Here is a 22418-nt window from a genome sequence, read left to right on the forward strand (position 1 = left end):
TCATTTCACGCGTGACTCATCTCTTTCTAGCTTACAGAGACAGATGTAGAATTACATCTTAATAAATCCACGATCCTAAGGGACTTGCAAACAAATCGTATCCCAGCTTAGAGGCATGCCTCTAACAAAATTCGTGATTGACTGGCACTTTATTTCTGCGCCTGTCCCTAACAACGTCTTTCGGCTTTTAGCCTTTCTTCCTTGTCGCCCTCAACAAATGCAAACAGATGAGAGTGATGGGGCTGTAAGTCGGTATGCTGGAACAATATTGTTTGAGAGCATAGCCTCGGTCACTTAACACGTCATGTCACAGCCGACTATCGAATCGATCCTGCAAGAAAAGCGCTTATTTCAGCCACCGGCAGCATTCTCCCAAAGCGCTCATATCAAGAGCCTGGCTGACTATCAGCGTCTGTATGAGAAGGCAAAAGCGGATCCGCAAACCTTCTGGGCGGAACTGGCAGAAACAGAACTGGACTGGTTTCAGAAATGGGATGCGGTACTGGATTGGCAACCGCCGTTTGCGAAGTGGTTTGTTAATGGCAAGCTGAACATTTCTCATAACTGCCTCGATCGCCATCTCACCACCTGGCGACGCAACAAAGCCGCCTTAATTTGGGAAGGGGAGCCAGGAGACTCGCGCACGTTCACCTACGCTCAACTGCACCGAGAAGTCTGTCAGTTTGCCAATGCGTTAAAGCATCTGGGTGTGCAAAAGGGCGATCGCGTCGGTATTTATATGCCGATGATTCCTGAAGCGGCGATCGCCATGCTGGCGTGTGCCCGGATTGGTGCGGCACATACTGTTGTGTTTGGCGGTTTTAGTGCTGAGGCCTTGCGCGATCGCCTGATCGACGGGCAGGTAAAAGTGGTCGTTACAGCCGATGGTGGCTGGCGGAAAGACGCGATCGTGCCCTTGAAAGACCAGGTAGACAAAGCGCTGGCAGATGGTAGCGTTCCTAGCGTCTCGGCAACGCTAGTGGTGAAGCGCACAGGACAGGGTGTGTTAATGCAGGGCGATCGTGACTACTGGTGGCACGAACTCCAGTCACAAGTCTCTGCCAATTGTCCCGCTGAGCCAATGGATAGCGAAGACCTGCTCTTCATTCTCTACACCTCTGGCAGTACGGGCAAACCCAAAGGCGTCGTCCACACTACAGGCGGCTACAACCTTTACACCCACATCACCACCAAGTGGATTTTTGACCTGCAAGACACTGACGTTTATTGGTGTACAGCTGACGTCGGCTGGATTACTGGACACAGCTACATTGTCTATGGCCCACTGTCAAACGGCGCAACCACGGTGATGTATGAAGGTGCGCCCCGTGCCTCTAATCCTGGTTGCTTCTGGGATGTGATTGAAAAACATGGTGTCAATGTTTTCTACACCGCCCCTACGGCCATTCGCGCTTTTATCAAGATGGGTAACGAGCATCCTAACGCCCGCGATCTATCCTCGTTGCGGTTACTGGGCACCGTTGGCGAACCCATTAACCCAGAATCCTGGATCTGGTATCAGCAAGTGATTGGCGGGGGACGCTGCCCGATCGTCGATACCTGGTGGCAAACCGAAACCGGTGGCATTATGATCACCGCCTTACCGGGTGCTATTCCGACAAAACCTGGTTCAGCCACGCTACCGTTCCCTGGCATTCTGGCCGATGTGATTGACCTGGAAGGACATTCTGTTGGTGCGAATGAAGGTGGCTACCTGGCAGTGAGGTATCCGTGGCCCGGTATGATGCGAACGATATATGGTGATCCCGATCGCTTCCGTCGTACCTATTGGGAGCACATTCCACCCCAGGATGGTCAGTACATCTACTTTGCAGGGGACGGTGCCCGTCGTGATGAAGATGGCTATTATTGGATCATGGGCCGCGTCGATGACGTCATCAATGTCGCTGGACATCGCCTCGGCACAATGGAAATTGAGTCTGCGTTGGTGTCCCACCCAAGCGTTGCTGAAGCGGCAGTGGTCGGTAAACCCGATGAGCTTAAAGGGCAAGACATTGTGGCGTTTGTCACGCTTGAAGGAACATACAGCCCCAGCGATGAGTTGCTCAGGGAACTCAAGCAGCATGTGGTGCAGGAAATTGGCGCGATCGCCCGTCCGGGTGAAATTCGCTTTGCCGATGCCCTACCCAAAACGCGTTCTGGTAAAATTATGCGTCGGCTGCTGCGTGACCTGGCCAGTGGTGTTGAAATTTCGGGCGATACTTCCACACTAGAAGACCGTAGCGTACTAGAAAAACTTCGCGAAGGTTAAGTAAAGGTAAGTAAAGGCGGTTCGCGTTTCTTGGATGCCACAGGCTATACCGCCCCTACTTAACTTTTTTTGAGAGCCTGGTTTGTCTACTTGCCGCGACGTGGGAGAATAGTGTTTTGCACAATACAATTGCTGACTGAGAATTATGGCTCAAATTCAATTTTCTAGAGGTATTGATGAGGATGTAGTGCCTGATGTTAGCTTGACCCGTGCTCGCGATGGTAGCAACGGCAAAGCCATTTTCTACTTCCAAAATCCGAAAGCACTCAGTGGCAGCAGTACTGAAAGTATTACTGGGATGTATCTGGTTGACGAGGAAGGTGAGTTAGTGACTCGAGAGGTCAACGCCAAGTTTATTAACGGTCAACCCGATGCTTTAGAAGCAACCTACGTGATCAAATCGGCTGCAGAGTGGGATCGCTTTATGCGCTTCATGCAGCGATATGGCGAAGACCACGGGCTAGAATTTAACAAAGCCTAACCGTAATCGGGCTCAAGCACTAAGTCGATTTGACAACCAATGGCGGTTACTCCTCATCCTGACACTGCCGCTCCAGCTATTCATTGTGCGGTGATTACTGTTAGTGATACCCGCACAGTGGATACCGATCGCAGCGGGCAGTTAATCCAGCAACTGTTGCATGATGCAGGGCATCACGTCATGGCGTATACCATCGTTAAAGATGAGCCTGCACAGATTCAAGCAGCCTTACAACAGTTGAGTCACCAGGTTGGGCTAGCAGCCGTCATCGTCAATGGTGGTACGGGCATTGCACCAAGAGACACCACCTATGACGCGCTCGCAATACTGTTAGAAAAGACCCTGCCCGGTTTTGGGGAACTCTTTCGTTCGCTGAGTTATCAAGAAATTGGCTCACGGGCAATGGCTTCGCGAGCGATCGCGGGTGTTTACGGTAGCCAGCTCGTCTTCTCGGTGCCTGGGTCTACAGGGGCCGTAACCCTTGCCATGCAGGCATTGATTTTGCCAGAACTGAGGCACCTGGTGAGCCAGATCCAGGCGGGTAGTCCTTAAGCGCTCGATCGCACCCCAATGATAACGACGAAAAAAAGGGACGCAGGATACGAGCTTGCGTTGCTCACACCCTACGTACCGCTAACGATCGATCCGATGCCGTTATTTCTGGCTTTGACTCGCCTGTTGCACTGTAGAGGCAGGGGCTGTCAATGCAACTTTTTGCAGAGTGGCGAGGGCACGAGCGTACTGAGGATCTTCTTTAGTCGCCAAGAGTTTGGGGTTAGATGCCAGTTTTTGACGCTGTTCATCACTCAGGTCAATCTTGACATCTGGCGTGATGCCTTTATGGCTGATATCAGTTCCCTTGGGTGTGTAGTAATGGGCGATTGTGACGGCCAGCCCTGATCCATCAGAGAGGGAATGCACCGACTGCACCAGCGCTTTACCAAAAGTTTGGCTACCCACTACGGTTGCGCGTCCATTATCTTTCAGCGCACCTGTCAAAATTTCGCTGGAGCTGGCCGAATTGCCATCGACTAAAACAACGAGTGGCAGTTTAGTGAGAGACGTCCGATTATTCGCAATATCCTCGTTGTTGCCCTTGCGATCGACCGTGCGGACAATCGACCCTTTATCCATCCACATCCGGCTAATATCGATGCTCGCTTGCAGCAACCCGCCGGGATTGCCCCGCAGATCGAGGACATAGCCTTCCACTTTCTGATTACCCAAATCCTGAATGGCTCGACGCATCTGGTCGGCCGCATGGGCACTAAACTCATTTAAGCGAATGTAGCCGATGCGTTGGGTGCCTTCTTGCTTTAGTGAGTACCGCACAGTGGGTAACTCGATACGAGCACGCGTCAGCGCCAACATCGAGCTTTCTTTGCCTTGTCGCCCAATCTCAAGCTTCACTTTGGTACCGACATCGCCACGAATCAGGGTAGAAGCATCCTCAACAGTCATGCCTTTCGTCAGCTTACCGTCGATCGCTAAAATCTGGTCGCCTGCTTGAATCCCTGCTTTGAGCGCCGGTGAATTTTCGATTGGCTCCACCACTGTCAGCACTTTAGTTTGCTCACTGACCTCCAGTCGAATACCAACCCCAGACAACTCGCCAGAGGTTTGATTACTCAACGCTTCATATTGCTTTGGATCCATGAAGCGAGTGTAGGGATCATTGAGCTTCTCTAGAGCCGATCGCAGTGCTAGATAGGCTTGTTCGCGCGACGAGTAATTTTTGCCCAACAGTGATTTCCGAACTTCCTGCCAGTCTGTTTGATTAAAGGTGCCGTCAACGTATTCACGGTTCACAATCTGCCAGGCTTCATCAATCACGGTCTTCGGACTTTCTTGCAGTGCCGCACGTACGCGACTGAGACCCGGACCAAAGAGTGATATTGCCGCCGTGGTAGCGACAGCCCCACCACAGAGAGCAACTTGAAGCAAGGGAAAGCGCTTTAATAGTCGGTTCATTGAGGGTAAAGATAAATGAAGTGGCTTGGAAATATACAGAGAGACGCGCTACGGCAGCCAGGCTAACTGAAGGCGATCCATAACATGTACAACACTCATCAAACAGCAACAGAGAAGTTAAGCGATCCCAACTAGTTGTGAATCCAGCATACTCAAGTAGCATGGCGACAGTCCACCGCATGGATGACAGTTTGCCAAGCATTCTCAACACTTAACCTACGCTCATGCAAACACCCTAGTGAGATTTAGACTGAAACCTTTCAGCCAATCTAACCGAATCTCAATAAATTGGCATAGGGGTAGTTGTATTAACTTTGCTAAAGCCTTGCTTTAAGTTCTATAGTTTTTTGTAAATTTTTTTTAAGCCGCGAGCTACGAGCCCTTGAAAGCGGGACAACTAAACATGTGAGAGTACGCGTGTAGCAGCGATACGGGTGAATAATGGAAGCAAAAAGCGCGGGAGTTAAGGCAAACGGGTGGCGATCGTTGCTAAGTGGGGCGATCGTACTTTCAGCGTTGACTGGAGTGATTGTGCTGCAGCGATCACAACTGGCACGCCCGTCGATGTGGCAATCTGACCCCAAGCAAGCAGAACAACAGGAAGCGGTCAAACTACGCCTGATTAAGCAACTACCAACCTTGGGGTTTAGTAATCTGATCGCAGATTGGACGTTTCTGAACTTTTTGCAGTATTACGGAGACAATGACGTTCGCGCCAAGACGGGCTATGCCCTCAGTCCACAATATTTCGATATCATCACGCGGTTAGACCCACGCTTCGTTGATATTTACCTCTTTCTTTCCGGTAGTATCTCTTACCAACTGGGTGATCCGCAGACAGCCGTGAAGCTGATGGATCGAGGTACCGCTGCCTTATCGCCCCAAGTTAGCCCCAAAGCATTTCAGGTGTGGCGCTTCAAAGGTTTAGATCAACTGCTGCTATTGGGCGATGTGCCAGCCTCCATCCACTCCCACGAAATGGCCGAAAAATGGGTGCAAGGAACACCCTATCAAGCGCTAGCGCCCCTCTTTCAGCAGACAGCCGAGTTTTTGCGTCGAGACCCTAACAGCGTTCCCGTGCGATTCCAGGCCTGGATGTCAATCTACTATCAGGCAGGGGCTGCCCACGATAAGACCACTCAGGCACGAGCCAAACGGGAAATTTTGGCGCTAGGTGGACAGACGCGCATGCAGGATGGCGAACTAACCTTTTTCTTACCTGAGCCGCAACGTAAGGACTCGAAGGCGCAGCAGTAGGGAAAGGGGAGTGGGGGAAAGGGGAAAGTTTTGAGTTGATTCAGCGGTCAGCGGTCAGCCGTCAGCCGTCAGCGGTCAGCAGCGGTCAGCGGTCAGCGGTCAGCTTTTTCTAACAACTAACAGATCTGGCCTTTAGCTGTATCGACAAACAACGTTGTCCACTTAGGGTGCCGTTAACGTAATGCACTAAGCAAAGGGGCTAATGTCACATGTCAGTACCTTTAGCCTTTAGCCTTTAGCTTTAGCCTCGTACCTTCTGCTGTCCTAGAGCGCGACTATCGATCGCAAACTGTTTTGTTAAGCGTAAAAAGCTGCTAAGGTTTTGTTCACTTATTGAAAGTGCTCAGGAGTCAGGAGCCAAACCTCTTATTTGTAGCTGACCGCTGACGGCTGATCGCTGACCGCTTTCATGGTGTAGGAGGAGTCGATCGCAATGTTGAGTTGGGAGCAAAGTCCAAGTATGGCGTTGATGCCGCGGGAGCGGGCGTGGGTTGAGGTGAACTTGAGCGCGATCGCCCACAATGTTCAGCAAATTTGTCGCTTGTTATCAAACCAGACGGCACTGATGGCGGTTGTCAAAGCTGATGCCTATGGCCATGGAGCCACCACTGTCGCGCAGACAGCACTGCAAGCAGGAGCGACCTGGCTAGGTGTTGCCACGATCCCAGAAGGCATTGAACTCCGTGAAGCTGGCATTCATGCGCCTGTTTTGGTGCTGGGCGCGAACCATACACCAGAGCAAATTCGGGCGATCGCCCATTGGAAGCTCCAACCGACGCTTTGCACGCCTCGCCAAGCGCTCATTTTTGCCGAAGTGCTGGCAGAACGCCCACAGTCTGATCCCTTACCAGTGCATCTCAAGCTAGACACTGGCATGTCGCGTCTGGGCACTGCATGGCAAGAGGCCGCCGCTTTTGCACAACTGGTACAACGTTTACCGCATCTCAAGCTTGCCAGCGTTTATTCTCATCTGGCAACGGCAGAAGATCCAGACCAAACGATCGCCCGACAGCAGCAACAGCGCTTTGAAACTGCTATTGCTCAAATTAGAGCCTGTGGCATTCACCCACCCTGTCTACATCTAGCAAACTCTGGTGGTACCCTGTCCGATCCGACCTTCCACTATGACCTGGTGAGAGTCGGCTTGGCGATCTATGGACTCTATCCGGCAGCCCATTTGGGAGCCACTGCGAAACTCAAGACCGCTCTACAGGTAAAAGCCCGAGTCACTCAGGTGAAGACCATTGCGGCAGGGACAGGTGTTAGCTACGGACATCGGTTTGTGGCAGATCGGGAAATGTGCCTTGCTGTAGTCGCGATCGGGTATGCCGACGGAGTACCGCGTAATTTGTCGAACAGCATGGAAGTGCTGGTCAGAGGGCAACGAGTAGCGCAGATTGGCGCAGTAACGATGGATCAAATCATGCTGGATGTCAGTACTGTTCCTGATCTGCAGGAAGGGGAAGTCGTCACACTACTGGGGCAAGACGGCAACCAGTCGATTTCAGCCGATGATTGGGCAGCTACGTTGGGGACGATTTCCTGGGAAATTCTCTGTGGCTTCAAGCATCGACTGCCAAGAATTGCGATCGGACAAGCGCTGTCGGATTCAGTAAGCAGACGGTATGAGGGATAAGGACTGGGTTTGAGTTTTGATTTTTGATTTTTGCGTAGCGCTTTGCGCCGCTGAGTCCGTTGGACACGCTTCGCGTTTCTTGGATGCCAGAGTCTCTACGCTAGAGAGTTTTGAATTTTGAGTTTTGAGTTTTGAGTAGCGCTTCGTGCCATTGCGCTAGAGAGTTTTGAGTTTTTTGTCCTAACCACTGGCTACTGCCAAAGGCCCACTGACGACTGGCTACTGACCACTAAATAACTCCAAAACACTTCTAAGAAAGGCTTTCAGTTTCTCCCCCATTTCCTGTGTGGGGTAGCTGTTGCCTTCAAACGTCCAGTTTTCAATGGTTGAAAGCCACCACTGCTTGCCACGGTGGTCAAAACCTGCAATTTCAGCGCCGATCGCTCGCTTTTCGCCTGTTTGCCGATCTTCGTAAAAGCGGATTTGCAATAAAAGACTCCGACTTTGAAGCAGGCGCGAAAAACCAGGAAAGTGAAACCCGATGTCGATCGACTCAGGGTCAATCAGTTCTTGCGTGTCGGGATCGTTCACCCAGGGCTTCAGATCTGACCTGGCATCAGGGAATGCGGTTTTGAAGAGATTGGCCGCCGCTGCGATTTTGCTGGTTCTTTCCAGAGAGGTTGCCTGTTCGGCTGCGTTCATGCGCCATTCCTTTTGAGCAGTTAATCAAAGCGCCACGAAAGCAGACGTGATGCCAGGTTAGGTTCAAGACCGGTTAAGTTCAAGATTATTCACAAAACGCCAGAATTTTCAAGGGTTTAGCGCTGAGCTGACTGCGATCGCGTGCTGACATGTTTGTGTCATATTCGCTCGTCACACTAAGAGCATGGGTTTGGAGAGTTGATACACAACAACTTTAGACACCAAACCCAGATTTGCGAGACGGTTACACAACTGAAGCGATCAGCCGTTAGCTGCTAGCTAATCCCTAACAGCTAACGCTTTTTCTAGCACAGCAGTAGGAGCTTTCAAGCCATGTCTAAACAAGGACTGATCGATGCCGCTATCACAGCAGCGTCGATCGCTACTTTTCTGGCCGCTGACGCTGATCCCGCCAGTGCTGATGAGTATGAGAGCGCTTCTGATCACGAGCAACTGCTGAATCTAGCGGGTGAAATTCGACAGATTAAGTACAACAATCTCCACGCCACACTACAGGTAACGTCTAGAGATCACGTCTGGGTAATCATTTTGCCGCCATCGTCACAGTTGCAGCAGCCTGATTTGTTAGGCGGGGTACTCCATGTTGGGCAACACATTAGCCTGCTTGGCTATCGGGATCATCGCAGCGCCTATGAGTTGTGGGCAGAGCAAGTCGTGGTCGGCGATCGCACCATTGAATTGCGTTGAAGCCCTGGGGTTGCGATAGTGCATCGGCTGGGTCGATCGCGCAGGAGCATCAGGTTGATCAACCCAAGCAAAGACAAGTCCAAGCAAAGACAAGTCCAAGCAAAGACAAGTAAAAACAAGCATTTCTTTCATTAGGAACCGTGCCATGTCTCACCCTTCTTCCTTTAAGCCTTCCGTTAAAGCGCTCTCACTCTTTTCTATGGGTGCTTTAGGTGGATTGCTCGTCGGTACGCAGTTTCTGCCAACCAATGCCTCTCAAACGCAGCAGCCAGCTACCCAGTCCATAGCACAGGTACCCGCGGCACAGATGCCAACAGCGCCAGTGCTATCCAAGCCAGTGACAAGTCCTGATGACAACTTTATTTCGGCAGTGGTAGACAAAACGGGTGCTGCTGTTGTCCGTATTGATTCTTCTCGCACCCTCAGGAGTCGAAGGACCCAAGCGAATCGAGTTGTACGGGGCACGGGCTCTGGTTTCATCATCAAGGCGGACGGTCTGGTGTTGACGAACGCTCATGTTGTCGATGGTGCTAGCAGCGTGACCGTCACGTTGAAAGATGGGCGCGAGCTCGCAGGGAAGGTATTGGGTAAAGATGAACTGACGGATGTCGCTGTGGTGAAAATTCAGGCAACAAACTTACCAGCTGTGGCGATCGGTAACTCGGAACAAATTAAGCCGGGTGAATGGGCGATCGCGATCGGCAATCCGCTTGGTCTAGATAATACCGTAACGGCTGGGATCATCAGCGGCACGGGACGCTCTAGCGGCACGATCGGGGCACCTGACAAGCGCGTCAGTTTCATCCAGACCGATGCAGCCATTAATCCTGGTAACTCTGGTGGACCGTTGCTAAATCAAAAAGGGCAGGTCATTGGCATGAATACTGCCATCATCGGGGGTGCTCAGGGGCTGGGCTTTGCGATCCCAATCAATCAGGCGCAGCGAGTCGCCAACCAGTTGATCGCCAGCGGTAAAGCCGAACACCCCTATCTCGGTGTTCAAATGACCAACCTTACCGCCGCTACCAAAGACGCATTGAACCAAGATTCTGAATTGGGTGTGACCGTCAAAGCCGACCAGGGTGTTGTGATCGTCGGTATTGCTCGCAGTTCGCCTGCTGCCAGTGCTGGACTAAAAGCTGGGGATGTGATCCAGGCTGTAAATGGGCGATCGGTGAAGACAGCGGACGATGTGCAGCAGGTGGTTGAAGCCAGCAAGATTGGTACCAGCTTACCCATTCAAATCAATCGGGGTGGTCAGAACATCACCCTATCGGTTAGTCCGGGAGCGTTTCCAACTTAGACGCGATCGCTCAAGCATTAGTCGGCAGGTAAGGGCGCATGGCCTGCGCCCCTACGGGGAATGTGGGAGTGATTAAATTCTTGTTCCTCAGACTCAAGAGCCTCGCCGAGAAATTCGGTTTTTGCGTCGTTCTTGTTGAACCGATGCACACATCATGGCGTCAAATCATTGTTAATCCAAGGAGTTAACCCATGCCCACGACTCAGCAGTCCGACAGCTCGCCTACGCCCAAGCGCAATAAAACCACCGCTCAACGCTTATGGTTTGTGCATTGGCTGATGGCAGCGTTCTATCTCTTGCTGTTTGCAAGCGGGCTTTATATGACCGGTCTATCCAGAGAAGTCTCTTACCGGGGATCGCTCTACGGTTTACACAAAACGCTGGGCGTGGTCGTGATGAGTTTACTGTTGGCAAGAATTTCGGTGCTGCTGAGCGTGGTGCTGCACAAATATCGACGTCGCTTGCCCAAAACCACGCTTCGCTGGTGGCGAATGTTTGCACTTCATGTCGCACTTTACACGTTCATGCTGCTCGTCCCACTAAGTGGCTATCTCTTTTCAAATGCTAATGCCAAAGATGTAGTTCTTTGGGGCACAAATATTATTCTACCGCCCCTGGTTGGTGCCGATAAAGGGTTGGCTGAATTCGGTCGCAGTGCACACTTTTGGTTGAGCTACACATTTTTGGCATTTATTGCACTACATGCCTTAGAACAGCGACGCTACCTATATGCAATGTTACGTCGTTCTTATAGCGCGATCGCCAAAATAACCGCCTAGAAACTACCAACCAAAGAACAAGCCAGTGTCCGTTTGAGAACGGCACGTGGTGGAGACGCATCGTAGGCTAACGAAAGACTGTACAGCTTTGGGGCTTTAGACTTTAGGGCTATAGATTGTACGGGAAGCAAGCGGCAAATGGCAGGGTAAGTTCGCAACAGCTTTGTTACAGATATGCTTGAACATTATCCGTTTGAGCTGTTATTTTTTCTAACAAAGAATTGCCTCCGCCTTTACCAAGTTTTGTGAGCAAATAGACTTCATGACTAGTCATGGTGGATGTCTCAGTGGCAGCTAAGATATACTACATATCTAAACTGATTGATTTTCACACCGCCTCAAGTCACTGAGAAAACTCTTTGTCACTTTTAAGCTCCTGCTTAGCCCTTTCGTTCCTGGAAATCGTCATGAGTACTATGCAGCACAAACCTGCCCAGACTTACCGTAACGTTATGGAGTCTCTAGTTGTTGAAGAAGTTGAGAAACAGCTTCAGAAGTTGCCTGCAAAGGTGAGCAGCTATGTTAACAAGGCAGAAGTCATTGCCTATGCGTTGAATCGTCTACCGGCGCTTTACGCCACAAGTGAAAAAGGCTGGGAGCAGCAAGTTATTCGAGCACGACGAGAGTTGGGCAACCAGATTTTGGCAGCCGTGCGACAGGCGATCGCAGCTGTACAGCGAGACCCCCTTCGAGCGGTTGTGCCGCTAAAAATTGGTGCCGAGCAAGAGTCACAGGTGGTATTGCAAGAATTGAAAGAATTATTAGGACAGGAAGAACTGTCCTGGCGTAACGTAGTGGATGGAGTTGAAAACGCCCTGATCCGCACCGCCCGTGGAGAAGTGACCTGGCGTAAACGAGGCAATGCAGCAGCCCAACGCAATGAGTGGCACGACAGCCGATACTATCTATAAACGTTTGTGGATCAAAGGCGATAGACCGTTGAGAAAACTGCTGCCAGCGGTCTCGATTGCCGTGTTTACTGTCACTGCAAGTTTCGGCTGTGTTGCCAGCGTGCACGACAGCGCGATCGCGGCTGAGGTCACTCCTTCTGATGCTAGTGCCAATCTCCAGCCTGATCGGGAGCCTCTGGATCTGGACGCTTTGGATCCAGCCAAGACCCCGGCCGGATTGATCACAGCCGCTCGTATTTCTCTGACTCGACTGACAATTCCCAGCCTTTGGTGGCTGCAAACCCAGATTGCCAGCGAAGATGCCTACGGCAGTAAACTTCTGGCAGATTGGCTAGCGTATCCCAACAGTGGCAATCGCCCTGGTCGCGTTGATCTGGTGGTCAATCGACAGTTTTGGAGTTTGCTTGATTACCTTGATCGCTATGCATTTATTCACGTGTTTGGCGAAGCCGCTCGTGATTATGGTTACAACGTCCGGGTGTTTGATGGACAGGCAACGCTGTTAGGCGCTTCGACTTGTGACTTCAGCAACGTCAGCATTGACGCTTTGCAAAAAAGGCAGCTAGCCGAGCGAGCAAACCCGTCTGATCGCGTGCCCTTTGACATAAACGCCATTGCCTGTAGCATTTTGCTCGATTCTTCAGGCAAAGGAGGCCTCAGAGGTGGCTCTAGACAACCTGGCGCAGGTGCTGCCAAAGCGCTTGATATTCTTCAGCCGTAGCGCGATCGAGCGGTTTGAGAAATTCGCTTGACTGCCGGATGGCAGCAACTGGTAAGAGCAACGAGTTTTGGCGCAAGGCGTCAGGCAAGTTTGCTAGAGGCATTTCTAGCACAGCTGGCGAAGCGGCTCGACTGATTAGTGAGAGCTGCGTTGCGATTTCAGGACGCCAACAAAAGCTGATCCAATGAGCGATCAGAGAAGAGAGTTCAGGCCTGGCGGCAGTGGGACGTACCCAAAGATCGGCCCACAGCGCAGTGCCTGCTTTGGGTACGATGGCTGCAATGGTTTGATTGCGTTGAGTCAACGGCAAAATGTCTGTTGACCACCCAACAGCGAGCCAGGTATCGCCTAGCAGCAATGGTTGCAGGTAGGCATCGGAGCTGTAAAGCTTGACTTGCTGATTCAGCGCTGTTAATTCAGCCTTCAGCTGAGACACTGCCTGTAAGTTGGTAGTGTTGTAAGATTTCCCCAGTTTTTTAAGCGTTAAACCGATGACTTCACGCGGTTGATCCAGGAGAGAGAGGTGTCCTCGCAGATCCGATCGCCACAAGTCTGACCAATCTGTTGGTGGCTGCAATCCCTTCTCTTTGAAAATATCTTGGCGATAAGCAATGACGGTACTACCCCAACGATACGGTGCTGCCCAGACGCGAACGGGTGTTTCTGCCGATGCTCTCCTTGTCACCAGTGCTTGCCATTCGGACGGTAGCTGTTCCCATCCTTGCCACTGCGTTGGGTCGAGTGGCTGAATCAACTCTTGTTGGATGGCTTTTTCTAGCCAGTAATCACCCAGCGTGACCAGATCGGGCACGGCAGTACTGGTACGCTTGCCAACGAACGGAACCCAACTGAACCAACCGGACGCATTCACCTGTCCTTGACGCTTCCAGGTTTGCAGTTGTTCAAAGAGCTGTAACAACTGTGGCTCGATCGCGACATCCAGGGCTCCAGCGGTCGAAGTTTGTTGCAGATACTTACGAAACGCCACTACAAGCTGTGGTGGAATTGAGCCATTGAGCACACGTAAACTAAGCGTCTGGCCGTTTTGCCCAGAGCACCCCATAAGGAGATTACTAAGGGTAAGACCGATCGCACCTGTCAGAAAAGAACGGCGATTGAAGGGATGGAGTGTGGTGTGTGAGGGCTGAGTCGAAAGACGGTTCATGAAGCTATGCCACCTGCTTGCGTTCAACACCAAACCCAACGAGATCAATGATGGTGGGTGGCTCATTGGCTTCGGGCCGTTGGTAGGTGACAATCGTCCGAAGCCGCAGATCAGGGGCAATGATGCGCATCTGATCGACTGCAACTGATCGCCGATAATAGGTGGTCATTTCAAGCGTCTGGCGAGTCGGCTGGTAGGTAAAACGCCCCGCAATCGCGCCCACTTCGGAATACCCCTCATCGCGGAGATAAAAGCCCTGGATCGCTTCTCCCAATGGTTCCGCCACAACCTGCGCCGCGATCGGCAGTGGTGGGGTAGCCACTGGCTGTGTGATCGTGAGGTAGTGATCGGGAACAAACAACGCTTTGAGGCTCATGGAAACCTGCTCACCTTTTTCGGAACGGGTGTCAAACGCGATCGCAAAACCAGGGCAAAGAGTCTCCTCATCTGCTAGCTTTACCGTGTCTAAAGGTAGTGCTTGGATCGCCGCGCTGGATTGAGACGAGAGGATCTGTTGCTTGTCTGCGGTCGTCAGTGAATCGACGCGGAACTCTGTGTACGACCGTTCAACCTCACCGCGCAGCGTGGAATGGTAGGTTCTCTCAGTGGTCCACAGCCCTGTGCAGGTGGTAAAAAAATCTTGAAAGTTTAGCATTTCTCGTTAAAAACCTGACTGAATAAACCCTTTTTTAGCAATTGTTGTTGTAGAAATTACTACCGACTCGATCGAGGGAGCGCTACTAAGAGTTTGCCTCTCCTCCGCTGCTCATTGCTTCAAACTAACTATAGCAAGCCTCCATGACCTGCAACACAGAAAAAGTTGGTGGCGATCAGTCATCAGTGAAGGCATTAATCCACAGCAAGCAAGTGATCTTTACACGGCAACGCAAGCCTCAGCCATTGCCCACTATGTAAAATTAACGCGAGATGAATGCCTGTTATTAACAGCAATCCATGCCTAAAATCAAACCATTTTGTAAGCAATCATCTGCTTTAGCGTGCACTCACAGATTGAGGACGCAGGCAGCGAAACCGTAGGGTGAGATCGTGCGTTTCTCTGCATAATGCATGAGAATGCGTAGAAATTAATCGGGTTTTTGCAGTTTAGCCCTTGCGTGAAAATGGGCTCTAAACTCGTTTGACGCAGCTTGAGCGCATCCTATACCCTCTCGGCTACGAAATTCAAAGGTTAAATGATTCAGGAATAACCTCGATTAACGCAAAGAACTCTTTAGAATAGCTGCCAGACGTTAGGGCGAATTGGGGCACTGAATGGATACCCTGCAACAGCAGATCAATCTCATGAGTAAGAAAGTTGATGCTTTATATCAACTTATTGAGCAGCTCAGCAGCAAACTGTCGGATGTAGCCACTGAGTGCAAGTTTGGAGCCGATCAACTGCAGCACTCTGACAGCGGCTCAACGAATCACTATCGTTCCTATCAGCAATATGCTGGTCTTGATTCCAGTATGGAACACAAAGATGTTCTGGCTGATCACACGGGTATCGATTCAACGGCTCACAGCGGCGAAAGACAGCTTGCTCCAGAAGTTCAAGTGCAACGTCTGACGGCACAATTGACTGCTGCTTACAACAGAATTGCCGCACTAGAAGAGCAGTTGCTTTCTAGACGAATCCACAGCTAGTAATCGAGTACATGAGGTAGGGCTTGGCAATGCCAAGCCCTACCTCGTATTGTTAAATGACTGATTCTATGTACTTGCTAAGGAAGCAGAATTAAATAACTCCGCCATTCCTCCGTAGGGGGCGCACGGTCATCCCCTCCATCAAGACAAATTCTCGGCCTTGTTAAATCTGCAATCCTAAGCAGTCATCTCATTGTTTGGGGTGAGGTCAGCCATCACTCGTCAATGCTTCATCCACTGCTAGATGGTGATTTCTAGCAGCTGAGCGACACCTAGTTGTGGTGTTTCAAGCGTCGTCGGCTCAGCTGCTGGTGCTGCTCGGCTAGTGTTTCGATCGCTTCCAACAATTCAGCTTGACTCCAGTGCTTGTAGAGGCAAGCAGCGATCGCGCAGCCTCCCGCACCAACGCCTTCTTTAACAAAGCCCTGTTCATACGCCCGTAACTGTTCGTAGCGTGATGAGGCAAAGCTAAGCTGAGTGGCTAGCAGAGGGACATCACCCACCAGCTTTGCCAGGCCAACCGTATCCCCGGTGCGATCGTCGGCGACCCAGCGAGTGGTACCAACGACAATTTGATCGGGTTGCCATGCCAGGTAATGGGAGTCTGCGATCGCCCTTAGCAAGGCGTACACTGCCAGCATCTGGGTGCCACCTGCCAACAAAACGCCACAGGTTCGGCTTGCCGCGATCGCCATTCCAGCAACGACAATCTGCATGGGATCACCGACGGCTGCAACGATTTGAAGGGGTGTGGGATGTGGGGTGTGGGGTGTGGGATCTGTCTTTTCCTCCTCCAGGCTCAATGTCCATAGACCGGAACGCTGCAAGCCTGCTTGTACCAGTGACCATTTTTGGTCATGGTTGCAGTCAGGATGGCTACTGTTCACCTTGCCTGCTGCTGCGATACCTAAGCCTGCCAAGACCGCCAGCGCTGTTGTGGTACCGCCAACCACACATTCCCCCAGAATGAGGTAGCCCGGTTCTGTCGCCGCTAATTTTTCGCCCCAGAGTAAGCCTTGTTGCAGTAAGCGCTCAACGATCGGTAGTGCCATTGCTTTGCCTTGGCTCACGCAGCTGGCAGGGACACCATGCAAGTCGATCGCCGGTACAGCGGGTGGAGACGGTAGGCCAGCATTAAAAAGGTAAAGCGGAATCTGCTGCCCTGCAAGAATGGCACGAGAAATCAGGGCTGGCGATGCGCCCACTATAAGGGGTGGTAGAGGATAGGCCGGATGTGTTTGTGGCCCGTGGTATAAAAACTCGGCATCCGCGATCGCGGTGTACTGGCGATCGGCTGGCGTTGCGCCCGCTGCCGAAATTCCCGGTAAAAGCCCCGTTTCTGTGAAACCCAACACACAAGCAAAAACAGGCAGCTGTCCTTGATGCCGCTCTAACCAGCGCTCTCCCTGCAGCTTTTGAGTGTAAACACGAACGAGAGGATAGGAGGCAGAGGCGCAAAGAAGTGGAGACACAGAATGCTCGTTTCCCTCCCGTTCTTCAACTATGCCTTCATCCTGCATTCCTTACACTTTCTCCTTCTTATCCTTTCTCCTTTATTCTTTATCTCTCTCACTCATAGTCCATCAATACCTGCACCCACTTCGGCGGCCTGGGAATGGGATTGCCTAAACGGTCTAGCAGCAGCCAGGCAACAAGGTGGACGACAAACACATAGACAATGTTATTGAGGACAATCATGGCAACGATCGCCGCCTGCACCAGTTCAAGGCTGGGCTGAGACAAAAAGCCGAGCTTAATAAACAGCCACTCCAGTAAATCGGTTGTTTGAGTGGTGGCATAGAGCCAAAGGTCATCGCCCAGCAGCAGGGAGACGAGCCAGATGCGAAAGAAAAACCCTAGCGAACCGAGAATGCTACCAATACCGATCGAGAAACTCCATTGAGCACCTCGTCGCCAGAGCACACCGAATGCCACACCCATCAAGCCATAGGGCATTACAAAGAGAATGCTGCGCGCAGGCCCCATCAGCACGCTAAGTAGCAAACCAGAGACTAACGCACCCATCCAGGCAGCACGACTGCCCCAGCGCAAATAAGTCAGCGCGATCGGAATGGAGAAGAAGAGCCTCAGTAAAGGACCGATCGGAAAGTAATAATTCACCAAAAATACAAGGCTGGCGGCACTCGCTAAAAAGGCTGTCTCCACCATCATGAGGGGAACTGTTGGGTCTACTATGCGTTGTCCAGCATGATAGCGTTGTCCAGCAGTGTCCTTTTGAGATGGTTCTTGATCGCCCGACTTACCAGTAGGGGTCTCCAACTCAGCTTCTGCTGCGAGCCAAGATGCCTCCTCTGAAGCAATCTCATCCTTACCGACCTTAGCCGGATCAGAACTGCCAGCGCGATCGGATGCGTTGTCTTCAGAAGAATCAGTCATGCAGTCATAGAAAAGGTAGCAGTTTTACTCTAGATCTAAATTCGCGATCGCGTCTAATTGGTGCGAAGCAAACCGGTTTGCCAATAGAACATTACATGTAAACGTTCCATACGCAATGAGCCACATGTGTGGAACACAACCAGCCTTTTAAGCGTGCGGTTCAGTCTCACCCTGTACGACCAGCACTGAACAATGAGCATTGTGCACAGCGTAGTTACTCACGCTACCCAATAAGGCTTCTGATAATCCCTTGCGTCCTCGCCGCCCGACCACAATCAGGTCTGCACCCCAATCTTGAGCCGTGGCACACAGCAACGCTTCAATGTCACCCACTTCAAAGGCTGTTTGCACTTGCAACCCAAGCTGCTGCGCGGCTGCTTCATACTGCTGAAGCAAACTTTTTGCTGTTTCAGTCTGATGCTCAAGGTTAGCCTGTTGTGCCTGGTAGGTAGTGCTGCCCATTATTTCCTGGGGAAACAAGCCGATCTCTGCGGTCAGGTTGGTTGGTGGAACAAGCGTCAGATCAGCGAGACCGCTATATAAAAGCAGGCTTGCCTTATTGTTCTGGGCCAATGTAATCGCTTGATTGAAAACCGCTTTGCTCAGTTCGGAGTCGTCAAGAGCAACCACGATCTTATGAAAACTCATGATTTTTTCTCCATTCGCTCCCTACATTCACCTTACAAGCGTTTGGAGGATCTGGAATCAACCCTGAAAGATACGCTTTAACGACACAATCATGAGAGTGATGCAGTGCCTGTCCGCAAAGTACCTAAACGGCGACCGAGGATGTCGAGAAACCGACGTAAACTCTGAGGATGCAGGATGACCCACAAATTGATGCTCAGACAGACGCCTCCTAAGGACAGCAACACAAAGGTTGGCACCATCACAACACCGATAATGAACCAGGTGAGCACATGTAACACCATCAAAAGGGCAAAGACGCTTGCCAGTCCAGAGACCTGCCAAACCTGACTCACAGGACGCTGTAGCCACACAAGCACGATCGCGTAAAAGGTAGAAAGTACGTTAGCAGGCACTAACGCGGCACAGATAGCGATGCAGTGATTGTGGGAAAACTCAAGCAGATTGCTGAAATCAAACATTAGCTCACTGAAGTTAGTACGGTGAAGTCAAGCGCTAAGCACTTGTTCACGTTCATTATATGTAACCCAGTCAGGAGTACGGTCAGAGAAAAACATAGAAAACTCAAGCTTTACCTAAACAATTACGAATTTAAGTTACAGCATGTAAACTTCCACGCCGCTGGAGAGCCAGCGTTTATGCAAACTACTATGCAAACGACAGAGATTTCACAGCGTCGATCGCAGCACTCTATTGATAGCCTGACTCGCCGCATGGCTTCAACTCTGATTGCTGGCTACCAAAAACAGATCTCTCCTAGGAAAGGCTTTTCCTGTGCCTACCGCGTGTTGCATCGCAGTGAATCCTGCTCTCAATACACTAAGCGCACGATTTTAGAAGGCGGTCTTGGGCAGGCGTTCCCACTCATCCAGCAGCGGTTTCAGGCATGTAAAGCGGCCAATCAAGTCCTTAAAGCTAGGCTGCACAAAACCAAGCTCCACTGTCAGGCTAAGCCGCAAGAAGATGGTTCTGTTTTGCCTGTAACGTCTTTTTACAGACATTCCAGTCGCTCTCAGCCTCAGCCCGGGTGGGCGATGCAGGATGAACCGTTAGACAACGATGCCATTGAGCCAGACAGCGATGCCGAAGCTGACGAGACGCAGAAGCACCAACGTGAACGGATTGGCGGCGGCAGTTTTAAGAAACCTCCGATCGTGACCAACGGTGAATCGACAGAGACAACAAATCAGAACAACTGCTCAGACTGGAATTGCGATGCGTTGGACTGCGCCAGTTTAGGATGTGATGCGATCGACTGTTCCAGCGCTGACTGGAGTGCAATGGACTGTGGTGCTGCCGATTGCAATGGACTCGATTGTAGTGGTTTGGATTGTGGCAGCTGCGATTTTGGTAGTTGTGATTGCAGTTTGTAAAGGGAGCTAGGGGAAGGCAAGAGGAGGCAAGGGGGGCATGAACTCAAAATTCAAAACTCAAAACTCAAAACCATTCCTCATCTCTTACCCGATCGCCGCTTCTCCTTGCTGGTAAAACTCGCGGGCATAATCTGTCCAGGCTCCCTGACCCCAATAGCGGAAGCAGCTTGTTTGCAGCAGCAGGTTGTATAGCAATGCTTTGCGGTAGCGAGGGGTTTGCGTGATAGGTGTTTGGCTTGACTCAGGTGTAGCTTGCAGTAGTGGATCGAACGTCTGGTGAAAGTGAGCGCTGAGTTGGTTCATGGGCGTCAGCACATTGTCGTAATCCTTGACCCAACTGCGATCGTTCGTCCAGGAGGAACCTTCCATATGAAAGTTGGGGTTCTCTTGCTGAATGGCCGCGATCGCCGCTGCTACTGCGTCTGGTGTTGTGTTTTCGGGTGAGACGCGCTGCCAGAGTTGGTGTTGTGCGATCGCCTGACAGGTTGGAAAAGCTTCCGACTTCACGCCTGCTGCTTCCAGTAATTCCAGATATTCTGTCCCGTTCACGCCAAGGACTCCAGATTTACCACCGTTCTGTGCCATCTGATGCCAGGCTTGTTTGAAGGCAGGCGGAAACTCGTTCATCATGACGCCACCGTTTTCACCATCGCCAATTTGCGACACGATCGGGGGAATCGAGATGCCGTTGAGCGATCGACGCGACAGCGTCTTTGCTTCGTAATAGGGCTGCATCTGCGCGACGAGCTTGGTATCCGAACCCTGCGTTTTGATCAGCACTGTGATGCTGACGGTTTCCCCAGACGAGTTTCGCGCTACAAGCTGATGGGGCAGATGTTTGTCCTGGAGCGGTTCTCCTTGCAGGGTTTCGACTGAGTGTTCTTGCACCAACAGCCAACGGTAGCCGCACTCTTTCAACGCTTTGACAAATTCGTAGAGCGTATCCGGTTGATTGGGCAAATGCATTTCTGGCGGCGAGAAGCCTTTCACGCGTGCCAACGCTTCCCAACCGAAGACTGCAGCAAAATAGTGTTGCCACGCCTGAATGTGTAGTTTAATGTCTGGGATCGGCGTCGAGGGCACGACTGAATGGCTCCACATGGTTCCCAGCCACTCGACATAGGGCTGATAGGTGGGATCGCAGGTAATCCGCTTCAGGTTGTCCAGCACGTCGCCGCGCCCCATTTGTCGCAGTCCCCACAGCAAATTGCCAGAGTAGTCCAGCATGACGCGAGGATTGCAACCATTGGCGACCAGTTCGGGGATAAAGTCGCCCATACGGGAATAGCACCAGGCAAAGGTACCTGCGTTGTGGTTATCGCCTTCGCCAGAGTGCTCAAACATGTACTGCAAATGACCGATCGGCGCACCGTTATAGCCTGTTGGAACGGTTGGTTGATGCATGTGCAGCGCGATCGCAAACGTAGCCGAAAGATCGTCTAACCGCAGATTGGTCGTGGGCAAAAAAACGGGATAATTCTCGCTCGTTACTGCCTGTACATCCGCCTCCCAGCCTGAAATGTTGGGCAGATCATCAATCAATTCAGGAATCAGCGCAGGACTGGTTGTAAGCGTGGAGGAAACCATAGAAAGCCTTTAAGTAGGTTGACTTGCGATCCTGACACCTTACCCTACACTGCATGTTTAGTTTATCCAACTCTGTTAAATCGTTAGCGGCTGGCTACCAGCAGTCAGCTAGCAGCAGTCGGCTTTTATGGGAGTACATGGGGTTCAATAAGTTTTGCCCAACGTTGATAGGCTATACCGTTTAAGTGAATCCCATCGGATGTGTACTGTGCATCTAGCTGATGATGAGCACCCAAAAAATGAGCATGCAAATTAATGTAGGGGTAGGAAAATTCGTTGGCTAAGCGCTGGAGTTGTTCGTTTAAGGTTTGAATATTGCTGTTCGTCACAAAGCCTAGAAATAGGCTTGGATGAATGGGCAAAACGCTCTGGATAAAGACGTTGGTTTGTGGCGATTGCTCACGTATTTGAGTGAGAATTTCTTTATGGGTCTGAACCACGTCAGCGGGCGATCGTCCGAGATTGGATAAATCATTGACACCAATCATCAAAAAGATTTTCTGTGGCCGTGGTGCAATGATGTCCTGTAAGCGATCGAGAACGCCGATCGTTGTATCGCTGGAAATACCACGATTGCGGATAGCTGGATTATTGAGCAGTTCAGCCCATTCGCCTTCATCCGTGATGCTGTCTCCTAAAAAAATGATGTTGGATGCGTTAACGGGTAGTAAGGAAAGTTGACTTTTACGATGATCGTAATAAGGGAAGTTAAAGGGCGATCCCTGAGTGCTCTTAATTCCAAGCTTTCTCAGTAGCGGTACTCTTGTTGCCAGATAAGACAAACCACCACGCTTGAGAATGATCCAAACGCCCAATGAAATGAATAGAGCATTCAAACAAACTGAAAGCCCCAACAAAGTCTGAATAGTCTGATTCACAGCAACTCTTTCCCTTCAGACCTCCGAAGTCTTGAAGACTTC

22 protein-coding genes are annotated in these 22418 nt (G+C 51.1%); 12 read left to right on the top strand and 10 right to left on the bottom strand.

The features are described from left to right. The first annotated feature begins 304 nt into the window (after positions 1–304). The 3 genes from acs (at position 305) to C7B82_RS21600 (ending at position 3305) form a co-directional block, all read left to right on the top strand. Entirely contained in the window at positions 305–2272 is a 1968-nt protein-coding gene (gene acs, locus C7B82_RS21590; protein WP_106258497.1) for an acetate--CoA ligase, read from the top strand. A gap of 145 nt (positions 2273–2417) precedes the next feature. Further along, a complete protein-coding gene (psb28, locus tag C7B82_RS21595; protein WP_106258498.1) occupies positions 2418–2753 on the top strand; it encodes a photosystem II reaction center protein Psb28 in 336 nt (111 codons plus the stop codon). Between the two features lie 39 nt (positions 2754–2792). After that, positions 2793–3305: a MogA/MoaB family molybdenum cofactor biosynthesis protein gene (locus tag C7B82_RS21600; RefSeq protein WP_106258499.1), complete on the top strand. Its 513-nt coding sequence runs from the start codon at positions 2793–2795 to the stop codon at positions 3303–3305. Positions 3306–3407: 102 nt separating this feature from the next. On the opposite strand, the gene ctpB is transcribed toward C7B82_RS21600, so the two are convergent. After that, complete coding sequence (ctpB, locus tag C7B82_RS21605) at positions 3408–4724, bottom strand: carboxyl-terminal processing protease CtpB (protein ID WP_106258501.1); 1317 nt, start codon at positions 4722–4724, stop codon at positions 3408–3410. A gap of 441 nt (positions 4725–5165) precedes the next feature. Between ctpB and C7B82_RS21610 the strand changes: the two genes are divergently transcribed. Beyond that, the gene (locus C7B82_RS21610; protein ID WP_106258503.1) at positions 5166–5981 is read left to right on the top strand and encodes a hypothetical protein; all 816 of its coding nucleotides are present in this window, start codon (positions 5166–5168) and stop codon (positions 5979–5981) included. A 460-nt stretch (positions 5982–6441) separates the two neighbouring features. Then, a complete protein-coding gene (gene alr, locus C7B82_RS21615) occupies positions 6442–7617 on the top strand; it encodes an alanine racemase (protein WP_425443649.1) in 1176 nt (391 codons plus the stop codon). Between the two features lie 219 nt (positions 7618–7836). Here the strand turns inward: alr and C7B82_RS21620 are convergent, their stop codons facing one another. Next, positions 7837–8259 (bottom strand): hypothetical protein, encoded by a 423-nt coding sequence (locus C7B82_RS21620; RefSeq protein ID WP_106258506.1) that lies wholly within the window; start codon positions 8257–8259, stop codon positions 7837–7839. 333 nt (positions 8260–8592) lie between these two features. Between C7B82_RS21620 and C7B82_RS21625 the strand changes: the two genes are divergently transcribed. The 5 genes from C7B82_RS21625 to C7B82_RS21645 all read left to right on the top strand — a co-directional run bounded on the left by C7B82_RS21625 (position 8593) and on the right by C7B82_RS21645 (position 12681). Further along, positions 8593–8967 carry a hypothetical protein gene (locus C7B82_RS21625; RefSeq protein WP_106258508.1) on the top strand — a complete coding sequence of 125 codons (375 nt, stop codon included), beginning with the start codon at positions 8593–8595 and terminating at the stop codon, positions 8965–8967. Positions 8968–9112: 145 nt separating this feature from the next. Further along, positions 9113–10270: an HhoA/HhoB/HtrA family serine endopeptidase gene (locus C7B82_RS21630; protein ID WP_106258509.1), complete on the top strand. Its 1158-nt coding sequence runs from the start codon at positions 9113–9115 to the stop codon at positions 10268–10270. Between the two features lie 191 nt (positions 10271–10461). Further along, complete coding sequence (locus C7B82_RS21635) at positions 10462–11049, top strand: cytochrome b (RefSeq protein WP_106258511.1); 588 nt, start codon at positions 10462–10464, stop codon at positions 11047–11049. Positions 11050–11456: 407 nt separating this feature from the next. After that, complete coding sequence (locus C7B82_RS21640) at positions 11457–11960, top strand: late competence development ComFB family protein (RefSeq protein WP_245940036.1); 504 nt, start codon at positions 11457–11459, stop codon at positions 11958–11960. Beyond that, complete coding sequence (locus C7B82_RS21645; RefSeq protein ID WP_106258514.1) at positions 11929–12681, top strand: hypothetical protein; 753 nt, start codon at positions 11929–11931, stop codon at positions 12679–12681. The genes C7B82_RS21640 and C7B82_RS21645 overlap by 32 nt, the downstream gene beginning before the upstream one ends. Here the strand turns inward: C7B82_RS21645 and C7B82_RS21650 are convergent. Next, positions 12629–13846, bottom strand: coding sequence for an extracellular solute-binding protein (locus C7B82_RS21650; protein WP_106258516.1), 1218 nt, complete (start codon positions 13844–13846; stop codon positions 12629–12631). The genes C7B82_RS21645 and C7B82_RS21650 overlap by 53 nt on opposite strands. A 4-nt stretch (positions 13847–13850) precedes the next feature. Beyond that, positions 13851–14501 carry a phycobiliprotein lyase gene (locus C7B82_RS21655; protein WP_106258517.1) on the bottom strand — a complete coding sequence of 217 codons (651 nt, stop codon included), beginning with the start codon at positions 14499–14501 and terminating at the stop codon, positions 13851–13853. A gap of 647 nt (positions 14502–15148) precedes the next feature. Between C7B82_RS21655 and C7B82_RS21660 the strand changes: the two genes are divergently transcribed. After that, entirely contained in the window at positions 15149–15493 is a 345-nt protein-coding gene (locus C7B82_RS21660) for a hypothetical protein (RefSeq protein ID WP_245940037.1), read from the top strand. A 272-nt stretch (positions 15494–15765) separates the two neighbouring features. Here the strand turns inward: C7B82_RS21660 and cobT are convergent, their stop codons facing one another. The 4 genes from cobT to C7B82_RS21680 form a co-directional block, all read right to left on the bottom strand. Beyond that, entirely contained in the window at positions 15766–16965 is a 1200-nt protein-coding gene (cobT, locus tag C7B82_RS21665) for a nicotinate mononucleotide-dependent phosphoribosyltransferase CobT (protein ID WP_245940038.1), read from the bottom strand. 97 nt (positions 16966–17062) lie between these two features. Next, positions 17063–17890, bottom strand: a complete 828-nt coding sequence (locus C7B82_RS21670; RefSeq protein ID WP_106258522.1) for a DUF2232 domain-containing protein — start codon at positions 17888–17890, stop codon at positions 17063–17065. Positions 17891–18037: 147 nt separating this feature from the next. Further along, positions 18038–18538: a universal stress protein gene (locus C7B82_RS21675; protein ID WP_106258524.1), complete on the bottom strand. Its 501-nt coding sequence runs from the start codon at positions 18536–18538 to the stop codon at positions 18038–18040. 89 nt (positions 18539–18627) lie between these two features. After that, entirely contained in the window at positions 18628–18999 is a 372-nt protein-coding gene (locus C7B82_RS21680; protein WP_106258526.1) for a hypothetical protein, read from the bottom strand. Between the two features lie 177 nt (positions 19000–19176). On the opposite strand from C7B82_RS21680, the gene yidD reads away from it, so the two are divergent. Then, entirely contained in the window at positions 19177–19911 is a 735-nt protein-coding gene (gene yidD, locus C7B82_RS21685) for a membrane protein insertion efficiency factor YidD (RefSeq protein ID WP_106258528.1), read from the top strand. Positions 19912–19995: 84 nt separating this feature from the next. Here the strand turns inward: yidD and C7B82_RS21690 are convergent, their stop codons facing one another. Both C7B82_RS21690 and C7B82_RS21695 read right to left on the bottom strand, forming a co-directional pair. Continuing rightward, a complete protein-coding gene (locus C7B82_RS21690; protein WP_106258530.1) occupies positions 19996–21498 on the bottom strand; it encodes a glycosyl hydrolase family 57 in 1503 nt (500 codons plus the stop codon). 125 nt (positions 21499–21623) lie between these two features. Beyond that, a complete protein-coding gene (locus C7B82_RS21695; RefSeq protein ID WP_106258531.1) occupies positions 21624–22376 on the bottom strand; it encodes a GDSL-type esterase/lipase family protein in 753 nt (250 codons plus the stop codon). Positions 22377–22418: the final 42 nt, after the last annotated feature.

Source organism: Stenomitos frigidus ULC18 (assembly GCF_003003795.1).
Taxonomy (GTDB): domain Bacteria; phylum Cyanobacteriota; class Cyanobacteriia; order Leptolyngbyales; family Leptolyngbyaceae; genus Stenomitos; species Stenomitos frigidus_A.